Genomic DNA, 14,874 nt, shown 5'->3' with positions numbered 1-14,874 from the left:
TCAACCTCCTTAACCTTTAACTTGTTGTTGACGAATTAAATCAATATGATCTAGAGCCTTACCTGTACCAATAGCAACACAGTCCAGTGGATCTTCTGCGATAAATACTGGCATATTAGTTTCTTGGCTAATAACTTTGTCTAAATTCGTTAATAGCGCTCCACCACCTGTTAGTACAATTCCGCGCTCCATTACGTCTGCAGATAATTCAGGAGGTGTTTGTTCAAGCGTTTTTCGAACACCATCAATAATAGATGCTACCGCTTCACGTAAAGATTCAGAAATTTCTTGTGAAGAAATTTCGATTGTTTTAGGTAAACCTGTTAAAAGGTCGCGTCCTCTAATTTCCATCTTATCTTCTGGACCCTCAGCCAACGCTGTACCAATTTCCATTTTCACTGCTTCTGCAGTACGTTCACCAATTGTTAAGTTGTATGTTTTACGAATATACGAAATGATGGATTGGTCCATTGCATCCCCGCCAACACGCACGGATTCACTTGTTACAATACCACCTAATGAAATAACTGCTACCTCTGTTGTACCACCACCGATATCAACGACCATTGACCCTGTTGGATCCCATACTGGTAAGTTCGAACCGATTGCTGCTGCAAATGGCTCTTCAATTGTAAATGCGTCTTTAGCACCTGCTTGGCGAGCAGCATCAATAACCGCACGTTGTTCAACCGATGTAATACCGTAAGGCACACAAATCATAACATTCGGCTTTTTCCAATTACCACCAGAATTTTTACAAGCTTCTTTTAAATAGTATTCTATCATTGCTGTAGTAATATCAAAATCAGCAATAACGCCATCTTTCATTGGACGAATTGCTACGATTGAGCCAGGTGTACGACCAATCATATTTTTCGCATCATTACCAACTGCAACGATGTCTCCAGTTTTTGTATTTTTTGCTACGACTGAAGGTTCGCGTAAAACGATTCCCTTCCCTTTAATAAACACTAATGTATTCGCTGTGCCAAGGTCAATCCCGACATCTTTACTTCCTAATCCAAACAAATTGTGTACTCCCTTTCTATTTAAGCCATACTTTCGTTGACATCAACTACGCCCAGGCGTGTTTACACCCGAAGCTCTATCTTCATTCACTCAGTGTTAGACACCTACTGAAAAAAACTACACCCTCAATTATCTCACACCTTTTGGAGTGAGAGTCTTTTTCTGAATAAAAATAAAATCATACCTTTCATTATAACGGAAAAACGCAAGAATTTGTAGTGCCACATACCTCTTCTCGCGGAAAAGATACTATTTTAATTCCCTCCTAAACAAAAACAGTACGTATAGATTAGCATATAATTTTTATTCTTGTAAGACAACGTGTAATAGGCTACCAATTTTTGTGAATATTATAGACATTTCTACGAATACAATAACGTTTTCTATAAAAAAAGGTTCGTTTTTATTTTTAGCTTTTCGCAAAAAAATACAAAATATTTATTTTTAAAATAATAAAGTGATTTGATTCTTCACCAATTTTTGGAAACAAAGAACACTGTAAGGCTTCCCGAAATGATTCGGCAACTGCTTTACAATTCTAAATCGTATAGATACTTGGATCGTCACCAAAACGTGTGGTTGATTTCCGTTCCGACTGGGCGCTTTGTTGCTGACGCTTCGCTTTCGCACAGAGCAAAGCTTCCTGTGGGCGTCCGATGAGCCGCTAATCCCCAAGGAGTCGCCCAGTCTCCACTCCAATCAACTTATCTACATAGTAGACGTTTTAACAAAATCATCCACAACTTTTGGTGATGGACCTGATACTTCAACAAACTCTAAAGATTTCCACAAAAAAACTCTGCAAAATATATTGCAGAGATCAATTATGCCTCGGCATAATTGCGTCCGGAATCGGCTTTGTGCTCGCACAAAGAACTCCTTTCCGATTCTGTGACATCCGCCGGAGGCTTTGGGCCAACATGATGTTGGTCACTCAGTCGTTGCCACAGGACGTGGCGTTCTTAGACTAAGTTCCTTTATTTCAGCGGATGTTTGGCACCCGCTGAATGGAATTAAAAATATCCTTTTTCTTTCAAACTAATAAACTGATGATCACCGATGATAATATGGTCTATTAAATCAATGCCAATAATATAACCAGCCTCTATAATCCTTCTCGTCACTTCAATATCCTCATCACTGGGTGTTGGTACGCCACTAGATAGCAATAGGTAAGGCTTTGAAGTAATCTCTACCTTTTCCCCTGCTCCACACCGTGCATGCAACTTTCATCGCACACGGCATTCCATCGTTTGCCTACTATTTCATTTACCTCAATCTACTAAATCTAATTTGCATCCCTATTTTATTGCTTCATTCCCAATTAACAACCTTAGTTTGTTTACTTTCTCAATTTGTTCCTTATTTAATTTGAGAAATTCAAGATATGTTTGGATAGTTTCTGTATTAGTGGCATGGATTAGCCGATGAACATCTCTAGTAATTAGAATTAGATTAGAGTATCTATCATCTTTCGTTTCACTCCATAATCTTTTATGATGGCAATCCATTTCAGTTAGAATTAATTCTTCCCCTGTTACTCCACATTTCCAATTTGGGGCTATAAACAGCGATATCCGATTATCATTAAATTCTATAGTTGCTCGTTCATTAACGACAGGATGTTCTCTAATCCATTGTACTTGCCACTTCGGAACAGACTTTTGTTCTCGATGAATTAGTTCCCGTCCTTCTTTGGTGAATTTATTGACACCGTTTTTTGGCATTAATGCATTTCTAGTTTTGATGAACCCAATAGGAATAAGAGGATATCCATTTATATATCTTGTCATCTCAGATTTTAAATAAGGTTTAATGCCTTTATCATTAATTGGGTAATTGGTTGTTTTCTTCAACGAAAATTCTTTTAATCGATGCCGTTCTACTTGTGTAAGTTGATATTGTATTGGCATTAGACTATCGTTTACTTGTGTTGCGATTTGATAGTAATTATGAATACCAATAACCATGCTATTATAGATACGAACATTTTTGATTAATTCGTTTCCGTTGGGTACTTTTTGCATGAGCTTAATTTGGTCTTTGAGTTGTCGATTAATCCTCTTCCGTGATTTTTCTGTTATATGCGATTGACAAACATATTTTCTGCGTCCAAAACGGTCATATCCTTTTCGTTCCATTTTCAGTTCAAAACCGAGAAATTCACTACTTTTCCTTTTCAGATTTGTAATTTGAGATTTCTCTTCAGAAATAGGAAGGCTTAACCGTTCTTCTAGCCACATTTTGCTTGCAATGAAAATTTTCTCAGCATTTGAACGTGTTGTAGTAAAAATTTTAAAATCATCAGCGTAGCGAACAATATATATTTCTTTTAATTTGGAAGTTTTTCTAAGTTGCCTATAGCGATATTGATGACTATACAATCCAGTTTTCTTATTAAGGTAATCATTAATCGTTCGACACTTTTTACTTTCCCATTGGTTCGCAATCCACCAATCAAATTCATTCAGATTGATATTCGCTAATAGAGGGGAAAGTATTCCACCTTGTGGCGTTCCTTTTGTCGGATGTACAATTTCACCATTTGGTAAAATAATAGGATCTTTTAGCATTTTCTGGATAATGACTAGAAGTTGCTTGTCTTGAATGCCCATTGTCCAAATTTGTTGCATTAGTTTAGAATGTTTCACTTCATCAAAGAAACCTTTAATGTCCACATCCACAACGTATTGCATTTTATTATTATTTATTCGCCCCGCACATGCGGCTATCGCATTTTCTGCTGATTTTGTCGGTCTAAATCCAAAACTATATTTATAGAATTTAGCTTCACATATAGGTTCAAATACTTGCAAAATACATTGTTGTGCAATTCTATCCCACATTGATGGAAAACCTAATGGTCTAGTTTTCCCATTAGGTTTTGGAATTTCCACACGTCTTACTTTTCGAGGATTATAATGTGTAAATCTTTTCTTTACCATTTTTATGAACTCATGCTTATCCAGCTTTTCAATATCGTTTATTGTTACTCCATCTACTCCAGCCGTGGCACTTCCGTTGTTTCGTTTAATATTTCGATAGGCTAGTAGGATGTTATTGTCTGAAGTAATGATAGCCATAAGGTTATTAAATTTTTGGTTATCCTTACTTTTTGCATAAAGTTCATCAAAGGTTTCAGTCATACCATAGTACTCTGCATGTCGTAACCTTGTGTTTTTCAGTCTAGGGATTTTCTTAAAGTTTTCGCTCAAGGTCTATCACGCTCCAATCATGGCTCGTGACCTTTTTTAGTCATACGAGAATCCTTGAAATGATTGAGTTAAAATAGTTTAGACGAAACGACTTGAGGCTATTGTTCCATTTCCATTACAGAAACTTCATTACTCCTGCCTCTACTCTCACTATCATAAAAGGAAGTTATAGATACATTCCTTTCCTTCCTAACACTTCATCAAGTGTGTACTCTTCATGTTGATAGCTTTCCACGTTCCCTTAACCCTATCAATACTTAACTTAGGTGCTAGCTCTTGCCTGGCGTCCTCTCCATCGCCTGTAACGATGCATGGAGCTTTCGAAACCACCATACTTACTCGCCCACGGAAACGCACTTGAATTTTCATCAAGTCTACTCATTTCTAAATAGTCACACTTACAGACATTTCGTTCGCTAGTTCGTCAGTGTTTTACCACATTCTCACCATATTAAGTTTTAACGACTCCCGACCTATCCGTTACACCAACTACCTCTAGTTAGCTTTCGGTTACCAATTAGATTGGCACTACGGTAACATTCAGCCGACTTCACCGAGCTTCACACCTTATTCTTATACACATTCGAATAACGCATGTCGGAGTATTAGAGTAGACGTTTCAAGGCGTTACCCTATCATTCCACCTATCGAGTGAAGAGTTCACGACTCTCTTACTTGTCAACTTGACGTTCGGACAGCATGCGCAACCTTTTTAGTTACGAACGTGTTGCACGATGATTATGCGCACAAATAATAGAGGCCGCAGATCTTTTTACAGCCTCGCGAAAAATCTCCCTTGGATGGACGATTGAAGCATTTATTAATATAGAAGTTTTTCTATTTTATTGATACTTACTTTATTGTTAGAACGCTTATCTTATGCCATTCTATTAAAAATAATGAGTATTAAATAATGTTTATATCTACTTAAACTTGTTTAGTTGGTCACTTTTTTAGTCACTTTTTAATGGCTGCACACTACCTTTATAAACATAAGTTGACCATTAATTTTGAGGAATTGTGGTTTGAAACTTTCTATAATAACTAACTACGGCATACGCGGCTTTTACTCTAAATATTGTTATATCAAGATTTATACAGCATCTTAACCATATTAGTTAAGGTGCTTTTTTATCATTAAAAAGTCGATTGGTGTTAAATTGGTGTTAAACTTCTTTGTAATTAATAATAAATAAACTCATATTCATTTATCTACGTACGATACACACCCTAATACCCTACGTAAATTCTCACGCATCTGTTTACTTCCAATGCTGTTAACAATTCATGATGCTTCATGACATCATATTTAAAAGTTGATTACGCTGCATTACCTTAATCAGTTGTTCTTTCATCATTCTCCACCTTCAAACAGAACGCATGTTCGTTATTGTGATAGTACAAACATTTGCATTACATCAAGAAGAAATTGTTGGAAATAAAAAAACCAGGCTTTATTTGCCTGGTAAATTTCATAAGATATTCTCTTTTAATTAATAATTAAAGCTCGCACCATAACTTCTAATATCAATATTATTTTGATCAGGTGAAATACTTAACCCAACAGATGGAAGTACTGATATACCTACTGTACCTGTAATTTTCTTGTGACCATATTCGAACTTAACTGTTGCTTTACCTGATGATGAAGATTTAATATAGAATGTTTGAGAAATAGTACCTTCATGTGTTTGAAATTTATTTATAGTTCCACTAAGATCATACGCACCCGCTACTCCTCCAGACGGATCCCAAGTTGATGGTGTAGTACTAGATGACATTTGAATAGTTCCTCCAGTCGAAGTATTGTATAGAGCATATGTTGAGTTAAAACCTTTAAGTTTACCTGATTTGTCTGCTGGCATATAAACACCAAGACTTGATGGGAAACCAATCGTTATTTTATCTGTTAAAGCCCAAATAGGTTTATTTAACCATCTAAAACTACCAATTGCATAAAACGCATTATAGCCTGATTCAGAACTATCTTTCAACTTCAAAATTTGCCCTGAAAAATTTAAATCTGCACTTGGAATACTACCAAAAGAAGTAATTTCCGATAAACTATTTGAATCCTCTTCAAAACTATAAAACTCTTGGAAACTTGTCAAAACTTCAGCTTCATTTTCAATTAGAAACTTCGCTTCTTCATATGGTATATTTTCTACTTCTGTCTCACTAAAATCCAATCCATATAAGTATTCCTTTTCAGAATCTGTTAAAGTAAGACCATTTTCTGCAGCTTCAACTTCATGGTTGAATCCTAAAATCAACATAAAAACAACGCCAAAAAATACCGAAATAACACTTTTCTTCATTTAAATACCTCCTTGGTTTTATAAACCCATTATAAACAAAATATTACATTATTGGTTATAAATTTTCAATTTGGTAGAAATGAACTAGTTTTTTTTAGGTCATAGTAGTTTATTATAAAAGTATATAAAAGGAGGTTTTGGTAATGGAAACATTATTTTCTTTTAGTAGTATTTATTTAATGCCAATATACGGATTTTTATTTAGCTTCTATCTTATTAAACTCTTAAAAAAAATAATCAAAGGACAAGATGATACAACTACTGAGACGAGTATTATTATAGTAACTTTTATATTAATTGTATGGAGTATCAGTTATACATTGGTAAATATTCACTAAAATAAGATTTGGCAAAACACTGAGAAATTGTGAATAATTTTTATCCCTATAATTTCTCAGTGCCTACAATAATTAAGAAGCTTTATTTACTTCTACGTTGTTGAATAGTAATATACAACCCTATTAAACGATCAATTGACATTGCCCCACTTTGTAAGTCCTTCAAATGTATAGCTTGAATAATACCGTCTTTTACCGCCTGTTCAATGTAATTTTCTGCCTCTGTTTTCATAGTTGGTGAACCTGGATTCCATTTTGTATTTGTCACTTTAATTTCCTCCTTTTTGTCTTCCACAATTAATTGAACTTGCAATTTGCTGTTACTCGGAACGATTACTTGTCCTTCTAATTTATAGCCTTTCGGTATCTTCCAACTTGACTTAACTTCAAAGTGCGGTCGGTCAATACTACCTACCCAATCACCGCCCCATGTAATGCCTAACTTACGTGCAATAGCACCTATTCGATTAAGCGTTGTCACATCATATAATGATTGCGGAGGACCAACAGCGATATCCCATGCTAGACGTGATTTATGATTACTGTTTAATGTCCAGGTAACAATTTGTCCTGGTCGTGTTCGTCCTTGCGCATATAGGTAATTCTGGCGTTCTTGAGAGCGATACGTTTCAGTAATAAAGATGTTCTTTATACCAGCCTTGTAGCACTCTTGGAATAGTAATCTACAAGCTGTTTGTGCTGGCGTTAAAAGTTCAGTAAGATCTCGACATGTAGTAGTTACGCTTGTATTCATTTTGCATCATCCTTTGGTTTGTTATAATCCATTGCTAATTGGCTATCTGAAACTCCTTTTGTTGTTGGGTCAATGATAATACCAAGCAAACCTAAAATGCTCAGAATCGTCTCTGAAATAGCTGTTACTTGGCCGTTGTAAATCGTAATATCGACATTAAAAACGCCCGCTATTTGATTAGCGAGTACTAATAGTAATGCTATTAAAGACACCCAAAATTGTTTGTGTCTAATACGTACTTTCCAGTTAATTTTCACTCTCAAAACCTCCTAATTTGTTTTAATGACTAGGGCTAATAATGCTAAAATTACAGCTCCAATAATTGTTGTAGATGCCCACCAAATTACTTTGTCAATTTTGTCTAATCGTTTATGTGCACTTTTCGTACTTGCTAGAGCTTCATCTGCTTTATCTTCAGCTCGATTTGCTGTATCACGAATATGATTAATACCGTCTAACTTTTCACCAATAGCCCCTAAGCGCTCATATACATCTCTTACTAAATCATCTCCCATAAGACACCTTCCTTTTTCGCATAATAAAAGCCCTCTACAAGTGATTGTGGAAGGCAAATTCCCAAGCGTTTGGGATTTTAGACAATAAAAATAACGCTAAGCTTCTGCTTGCGTTTGCTCTAGCTTTTATTTTCAGATACCCATTCTGAAATAGTTTTGACATCAATTAAATCTTTTTTCTCATAAATATAGTCCAATAGCGTTGCGAAATCACTTCGATTATAGGTAGTTCCCCATTCATCTTGCTCGGTGCCGATTTTATGCAAACAAAAAACTAATGTACTTTGTGTTGTAATGGCTTGATCGACATAATTTATTACCGTTGCAGCTGGAAGTGTAAGTACATTTTTCGTCTTTCCTTTCAATACTTCTAATGGAAAAGTAGGCTCTAATCCTTCAACTAACGTTCTGGCATAGTGCAAATGTGGCTGTAAAGCTTTTACTATTTCTTTATTATGGCCACCGTAAGGATAGGCTAAGATATTTGAAGCTCTGTCATAACCTCGTTCATTTAACCATCTCTTACATGACAATATTTCATTCACTGCAGTTTCAACTGAAACGTTTGTAAGATTGGGATGATTTGCGGTGTGATTGAACATATCCCATCCATAACGATACATTTCTTCAATTTGACTTTCTGTCATAATGTCGACCTCTTTACCTACCCAATTCGAAATAACCCCTATATTTCCTTTAAAGCCTCGCTCAAGCATCATTGGAAATGCTAATTCATATTGGCTAGTCCATGCATCGTCAAATGTAAATATCACAGACGGCTTCTTAGTTGCTTCCCCTACAAAAATAGAATCAAACGTTACCTTTGAAATCATTTCTTCTCTAGCAACGACGACGAGTTGTACAGATTTAACACTCGAATCAAAGGGGCCTTCATTTTCAGTCTGGCTATTTAAATCAATACGAAGTTCATTCCAGCCTTCAACTAATGTATTTGCGCCAAATTCATAACTACGATATGAAGCATATTCAATATCATTTGCTAAATAAATAGCGAGTCCTGTGACATTCTTGCTGTTTTCAACATACACAAACATAGTGAGTATTTGTCTATTTTTCAAAATAAAAGGTCTAATGTTGTTATTCCTAATAGCTGTTGCCGTACCATTACTTACTGCAGTAATACCTTGTTTAGCATGTAAAGTATGCTCATTATCTACATGCATAGCATATCCATATCGCTTTACCCAATTACTCTCGGTTGAACCGTCTAATACCATTGTTCCATCTGACTTTGAAGTATTGTTAGTTCCGATTGTAATAGCTGAGAATACGCCAGTTTCATTATCATAGAATTGAGGAATAGGATAGCCCAAAGCGTCTCGTATAAGCTTCAATTTTGTAAAATCAACACCTTCACCACCTGGTACTATAAAAACTTGCTTTGCATGATCCCAATACTGACTAGGTATAGGACTTCCCAATGCATCACGGATTAACTTTTCTTGATTAATTTTCGTCATATTATCACCTTCCGTAGTTTGTTAATGACATCCGTTTGCATTTTATTTGTGTAATTTTTAACTTAAATCGAGGGTAATCTCTACCTTCATCTATTGTCCAAACCGTATCAAAATCCCATCCATTAAATGTTGATTGTGTTTGCATTTCTGTAGTTGTACGTGCTTTGGGGTGTGTTTCTGATGTTACTTGCTTCCAGAAATTTGACCATACTTCACCTGTTATAGGCTGTGCCCTATAAAATGGTTCTGGCCACCATGAAGGAGGACCTGTACTATTCCATGCAGGGTCCCAATAGTCATAGTCTTTACTATTTTGAAAGTTGTAATTTACATATAAATTGTTATCCGTACCTCTTATAAAAATATCTTTAACATAATTACTTTCGCTAGACCAATTTTGAGTAGTAATACCTAGCGTTACATCACAATAACAGGATTTTATCTCTGCACCGGTATTATCAGCAAACAGAAATAACGTTTTCTTACGCCATGAATAGTCATACATCTCTACACTCGTATAACAATTTTCGACACTACCACTGTATAGATAGTAAGCAAATGTTCCGGCATATAAGAATTTATCATCTGACTCGTATTCATCTTGTACGCCACCAATTCTGCCTATAACATAACAATCTTTTATAACAGCATAGGAATAGCAGACTAATCCACCAGCCAACCCTGCTGTTATATCCACATTAGCAGAACACTTACTTATTATTGTTCCTTTACCAGCTGAACTTACTAGACCACCTGTACTACTATTTTCATTTGTGGATTCCATTTTACCTGTTACATGGCAATTGGTAATTGTACAATCTTGTGTTTGTGATGCTAAAATAGCTATCCAGTTATATTTCGTGTTGGTGATATATGCATTATCAATTGTGATATTTATAAGTGTTGCTTGTACTGCTATGCTTATAAAAGCTGGATACATAATATCGTCAGTGATTGTTAAATTATTTATCTTATACCCGCCACCATCATAGGTACCATAAAACGGTTGGCCTTGACCGCCGCCTATAGGTACCCATTCAGCACCTGATAAATCGATATCCGCCACTTGTTTATAATAATACTTAGGGTTTTCTATATTTTTATTCTGTACACTGATAAGGTCCTGTGTTGTTTTAATTAAAAATGGATCATCTTTTGTACCAGTTCCACCACTAAACATAATCCCCCTCTCCTTCAGTTTCCAGTTTTCCATCTGTAATTTGGTATTGGTCTTCGTATGCACTTTTTAGTTATTCTTTTTAGCTTAAATGTCGGAGTAGATACATTTTCGCGAATGCTCCAAATGTCGTTAAAATCCCATGATGCACCATCGATATAAGTGCTTTTTTGTTTGGATTGACCGATTTTTACGGTGTTTGGTATTTGATTGTCTGCTCCGCTATTATAAGGTTGATTACTAGGTAACGAAAAAATGTCTACTTTCTTAGTGTTAATGATATTGAGTTGAAATTTAGAAGGAGCTATACCTACCATAGCTTCACCGACAATGCCCCAACCGATTTGATCGGTATGCGAAATATCAACATTACCAAGCAAAAAGCTGTCACAGATATTTAAACTGCCTTGATTATCCCAAGCAGCATTACCAGCAAATCCACCAAAATATATCCCGAAACTAAATGGATCTGTTTTTTGGTGGGTAATTGCCAAGTCGTTGTCTAAGTAGCATTGGTTAATTTCAATATAGGTGTTACCATTTTGAAAGTTATACCAATTTCGATATGAATTAATAAATCCAGAAGCATACAAAGTATCTGTCACATTTGACATGTCAATGGAATTACCCTTTGCATAACAATTACTAAATTCTACAAGTACGTCATCTATGCCATTACCTTGTGATGCATAGATAAAAAAACTCGTATACAAATATCCGTTAGTGTAAGCACCAAATGAAGAATCTAATATCTCACACTGACTTATTGTTATCTTATGAGATGTTAAGGTATGGGCTATCCCAGTAACGTAATAGCCTTTAATGACACAATTTTTTACTGAGCATCTGATAAATTCTAAATCTCCAGTGCCTAAATTTGAGCTTACAGCTATCAAAAGAGCTGATGAGTTACCATTTGAAATAAAAGTAGAATCTAATGCACGTACATTTTCGAATTTATGTCCTTTAGATGTTGTATCACTTATATAGCCTACTATTCCTACGGAAAAATCACTTTTCAAATTAATATTTTTAAAAATAACATTACTCATTTTTATAGAAGAAACCATGTAGAAAATACAGGCTGAATCATTAGTGCTGTGATAAAAAAGATTTTTTATTTGATGGTTACTGCCATCGTACATCAAGTCTACTGAAGGTAAATTAAAATATTCGAAGTCAGTTATGCCTTTTAAATCTATATCTGCTATTTGTTTAAATGCTAATATACCGGTGGTGTCTATGAAATTTCTAATAGCTAAAAAATCACCTAAATCCTCTACAAGAAAGGGATTTAGTTCAGAACCATTTCCACCACCGAATAAACCATCAGCCACTAACATCACCTTCTTCTTCTTCTTCTTCTTCTTCTTCTTCCTCTTCAGTTCCCTCTTGACACATGGCTTGTACACTTATATTTAAATTTCCACTTTCCAATCCTATCAAATTAACTTTTACTCCTATATATTTATCTTCTGCATCATCTTTAATTAATTCCCATAGTGCTGTTATTGGCTCTGTTTGCTCTACTTGGCCAATTCCCGTAGTCACACTAACTACTGAATCATAGGCAGCTGTAAAAAGAAATTCAGCCCCTTCATTACCTGCTAATACAGTTTCCGACTCTAAATAATATTTTGGTCCAAGTAAACCAGGGTCAAAAATCTCATCATTTTGTTCTGTAAATCTAACTGCGTACCAAGCTTGCTTGTGCTTTGTCGAATCAAATTGTGAAGGTGGTTTTTCAAGGATGCTGATAACAATGTACATCACGTTTTTGCGTGGGAAAGTCCAACCTACGATATCCTCGTACGATCTGTCTGTTCTTTGACCTTTACTGCTGTAAGTACGTATACCAACGTAATAAGAACGAAATTCTCTTAATAACGTCAAGCGGAATCCATTGTGTTCCAGTAATTCTTTATAAAATATTTCTGCTTGGATGACGTTTAATGAAGGATTATCAGGTACCAACACACCATTTAATTGTAAACAATTCACTTCTCCAATACGTAACTCGTAAAGTGGTTCAAACGGAATTTTTTCGAACGCAACGCCATACACCACATTTTTATGAACAGTTGGATCAAATTGCGATTTAGGTACTTCTGAAACAGAAACTAATAAATATTCTGCATCTTCACGTGGCAGTTTCCAATTGGGTAGCTGATCTCTTATAGTTTCGTAATCGTACACTAATGGAACACCATCGGAGCTGAACGTCATTATAGTTACTTTATAATTACTAAATTCACGCCTTAATGATAATTTAATACCCCCGTATTCTTGCATCAGGTGATAGTTTAACTTTACCGAAAAATCATCAAGCTCTAAGTCTTCCCCTTCCGTATCAATTAACAAGCTACTGTTGGCTAACATGTTTTTCTTACCAATTTTAAATTCACGTAATGGGTCAATATAAACTTTATTAAATTTCACTGCATAATCTCTTACTTTGTGAATCTCTGGATTAAGTTGTTCGAGAGGCACTTCACTTATGGTAATACTGATTGCTTGCATTTTAGGTTTTGGAAATGTCCAGTTACTCATGACGTCAGCTATTTTCTCAAGTTTATATTCCTCATATTGGTTGTCCTCATACCACTCCCCAATATACACATGGTACTTGCTGTATTGAGGCTTAACCTTCAAAGACATTCCTTTAAATTCACCTTGGATGTAATAATCAATAGAGGTAGATATATTGTCAGGTAAGATGTCTTCCTCGCCAAGTTCGATGCCACTAAGAGCCATACAATTAACCTTGCCAATTTGCCAGCTCTGCAAAAAGTAATTTAAGGTAGGATCTTCTTTCTCTTCATCTTCCTTATCTTCATTCATGACATTTACAATATCACGTATAACTTGCCCTACATCTAGCTTGGGTACTTCTTTAAATAAAGGATTATAACGCTTACCTACGATACGTTCCGTTGCATCAATGGCTAAATCTGTATCAATCATGCGAACGGTATCCCCAAGATCAGCTGAAACAATTGCTTGCTGTTGAGAGCCAGACATTTTACTAAAATCGATAATGTCTACTTCATGTGCATATTCAATCGAAAAATTATCATTCAAATCAATTTTTTGTGTAATCGATTGAATGTTTTTTCCAACCTCTAACACTAGGTTTTTATTGGCACCACGTCGGTTATGAATCGTAATGACAAACTTGTTATATTCAACTTCTAACCCGTTTTGGCGTGCAAATTCATTAATGCGACTCCGACCACCTTTAGCGCTTGGCCTGTAGTAATAATAACCACCTGCCAAATCGACAATTTGAAAACCGTCCATTCCCCAACATTGAGAAATGATGCTTCCTGGTGACCCCTCATAAAATTCCTCTTCGTCTTCTGCAACAAATGGTGCATCTGAAGGATTATTTAATTCATAACTTACATGCTCAAGTATGAGCTTGATTTCTTTACTTCTATCACGCTGCTTGTCTACTCCAGCAATAATAAAATAATCCCCATCCATTTCCACTAAATTTGGATAGTGTACAAAAGAAGGGAATATATTTTCAGCCATTTGTATGTCAGCAGTGTACTGGTCATTGATGACTTCATAAATCTCTGCGTTAATGACATTTTCAAGCGTACCAATGAGCGATAAATTGCTATGATTTAAAACCTTAATATCGTAACTCATACGGCCACCATATCAGGTGAACAACGAAATGTTGCCCAAAATAACCCTTCGTTCACGATACGCTCAAAATCTTCACTAGAAATAAATTTAGCCATGTATGCCCACTTTGGATCTTCATCAAAAATCAATCGCTCTTTCTGTGATGATTTAAAATAACTACGTAATGCCCGACAAGCATCATAATAGGTTTGACCTGGCAACGGTGTAAGTAGGCATTGTATGCGAATCTCAATATCACTTTCACTATTATCAGCTACTAATACACTGCCGCTAACCTTCGGTAATTTAATAAACGAATCACTAAATTCACCGAAAATGGGTCTCTCAGTGTCCATAACCTCAAGCCCCAATCGCGAACAGTGTATTCCTTTAAATGTGATGTTACACATA

At 35.6% G+C, this 14,874-nt stretch carries 11 protein-coding genes and 2 pseudogenes; all 13 read right to left on the bottom strand.

Annotated elements, in window-relative coordinates; translation table 11 throughout:
- Nucleotides 1-9 precede the first annotated feature (9 nt).
- Nucleotides 10-1,029, bottom strand: a complete 1,020-nt coding sequence (locus ABH968_RS01285; RefSeq protein ID WP_370041845.1) for a rod shape-determining protein — start codon at nucleotides 1,027-1,029, stop codon at nucleotides 10-12.
- A 1,013-nt stretch (nucleotides 1,030-2,042) separates the two neighbouring features.
- Nucleotides 2,043-2,189: pseudogene (locus ABH968_RS01280) on the bottom strand (JAB domain-containing protein); the annotation flags it as partial.
- Between the two features lie 141 nt (nucleotides 2,190-2,330).
- Nucleotides 2,331-4,244, bottom strand: coding sequence for a group II intron reverse transcriptase/maturase (gene ltrA, locus ABH968_RS01275; protein WP_370041843.1), 1,914 nt, complete (start codon nucleotides 4,242-4,244; stop codon nucleotides 2,331-2,333).
- Between the two features lie 734 nt (nucleotides 4,245-4,978).
- Nucleotides 4,979-5,065, bottom strand: a pseudogene (locus ABH968_RS01270) (JAB domain-containing protein); the annotation flags it as partial.
- A 672-nt stretch (nucleotides 5,066-5,737) separates the two neighbouring features.
- Complete coding sequence (locus tag ABH968_RS01265; protein ID WP_370041841.1) at nucleotides 5,738-6,562, bottom strand: hypothetical protein; 825 nt, start codon at nucleotides 6,560-6,562, stop codon at nucleotides 5,738-5,740.
- Nucleotides 6,563-6,982: 420 nt separating this feature from the next.
- Entirely contained in the window at nucleotides 6,983-7,654 is a 672-nt protein-coding gene (locus tag ABH968_RS01260) for a M15 family metallopeptidase (protein WP_370041839.1), read from the bottom strand.
- Complete coding sequence (locus ABH968_RS01255) at nucleotides 7,651-7,911, bottom strand: phage holin (protein WP_370041837.1); 261 nt, start codon at nucleotides 7,909-7,911, stop codon at nucleotides 7,651-7,653. The genes ABH968_RS01260 and ABH968_RS01255 overlap by 4 nt, the downstream gene beginning before the upstream one ends.
- A gap of 12 nt (nucleotides 7,912-7,923) precedes the next feature.
- Nucleotides 7,924-8,169 (bottom strand): hemolysin XhlA family protein, encoded by a 246-nt coding sequence (locus ABH968_RS01250; RefSeq protein ID WP_370041835.1) that lies wholly within the window; start codon nucleotides 8,167-8,169, stop codon nucleotides 7,924-7,926.
- A gap of 119 nt (nucleotides 8,170-8,288) precedes the next feature.
- Nucleotides 8,289-9,650 (bottom strand): polysaccharide deacetylase family protein, encoded by a 1,362-nt coding sequence (locus ABH968_RS01245; protein ID WP_370041833.1) that lies wholly within the window; start codon nucleotides 9,648-9,650, stop codon nucleotides 8,289-8,291.
- A 4-nt stretch (nucleotides 9,651-9,654) separates the two neighbouring features.
- Nucleotides 9,655-10,830, bottom strand: a complete 1,176-nt coding sequence (locus ABH968_RS01240) for a hypothetical protein (RefSeq protein WP_370041831.1) — start codon at nucleotides 10,828-10,830, stop codon at nucleotides 9,655-9,657.
- 14 nt (nucleotides 10,831-10,844) lie between these two features.
- Nucleotides 10,845-12,164, bottom strand: a complete 1,320-nt coding sequence (locus ABH968_RS01235; protein ID WP_370041829.1) for a hypothetical protein — start codon at nucleotides 12,162-12,164, stop codon at nucleotides 10,845-10,847.
- Nucleotides 12,157-14,484, bottom strand: coding sequence for a hypothetical protein (locus tag ABH968_RS01230; RefSeq protein ID WP_370041827.1), 2,328 nt, complete (start codon nucleotides 14,482-14,484; stop codon nucleotides 12,157-12,159). The genes ABH968_RS01235 and ABH968_RS01230 overlap by 8 nt, the downstream gene beginning before the upstream one ends.
- The gene (locus ABH968_RS01225; RefSeq protein WP_370041826.1) at nucleotides 14,481-14,873 is read right to left on the bottom strand and encodes a distal tail protein Dit; all 393 of its coding nucleotides are present in this window, start codon (nucleotides 14,871-14,873) and stop codon (nucleotides 14,481-14,483) included. Before ABH968_RS01225 ends, ABH968_RS01230 begins: the two co-directional genes overlap by 4 nt.
- Nucleotide 14,874 lies beyond the last annotated feature (1 nt).

The sequence above is a fragment of the Lysinibacillus sp. RC79 genome (assembly GCF_041262405.1).
In the GTDB taxonomy this organism is placed as follows: Bacteria; Bacillota; Bacilli; order Bacillales_A; family Planococcaceae; genus Lysinibacillus.
The sequence above is the reverse complement of the archived record's forward strand: the minus strand, read 5'-3'. Positions and strand labels throughout refer to the sequence as shown.

Coding starts and splice junctions, on each gene's coding strand:
- ABH968_RS01240 (WP_370041831.1), bottom strand. CDS start 10,830: ATGTTTAGTGGTGGAACTGGTACAAAAGATGATCCATTTTTAATTAAA.
- ABH968_RS01250 (WP_370041835.1), bottom strand. CDS start 8,169: ATGGGAGATGATTTAGTAAGAGATGTATATGAGCGCTTAGGGGCTATT.
- ABH968_RS01245 (WP_370041833.1), bottom strand. CDS start 9,650: ATGACGAAAATTAATCAAGAAAAGTTAATCCGTGATGCATTGGGAAGT.
- ABH968_RS01260 (WP_370041839.1), bottom strand. CDS start 7,654: ATGAATACAAGCGTAACTACTACATGTCGAGATCTTACTGAACTTTTA.
- ABH968_RS01265 (WP_370041841.1), bottom strand. CDS start 6,562: ATGAAGAAAAGTGTTATTTCGGTATTTTTTGGCGTTGTTTTTATGTTG.
- ABH968_RS01225 (WP_370041826.1), bottom strand. CDS start 14,873: ATGTGTAACATCACATTTAAAGGAATACACTGTTCGCGATTGGGGCTT.
- ABH968_RS01230 (WP_370041827.1), bottom strand. CDS start 14,484: ATGAGTTACGATATTAAGGTTTTAAATCATAGCAATTTATCGCTCATT.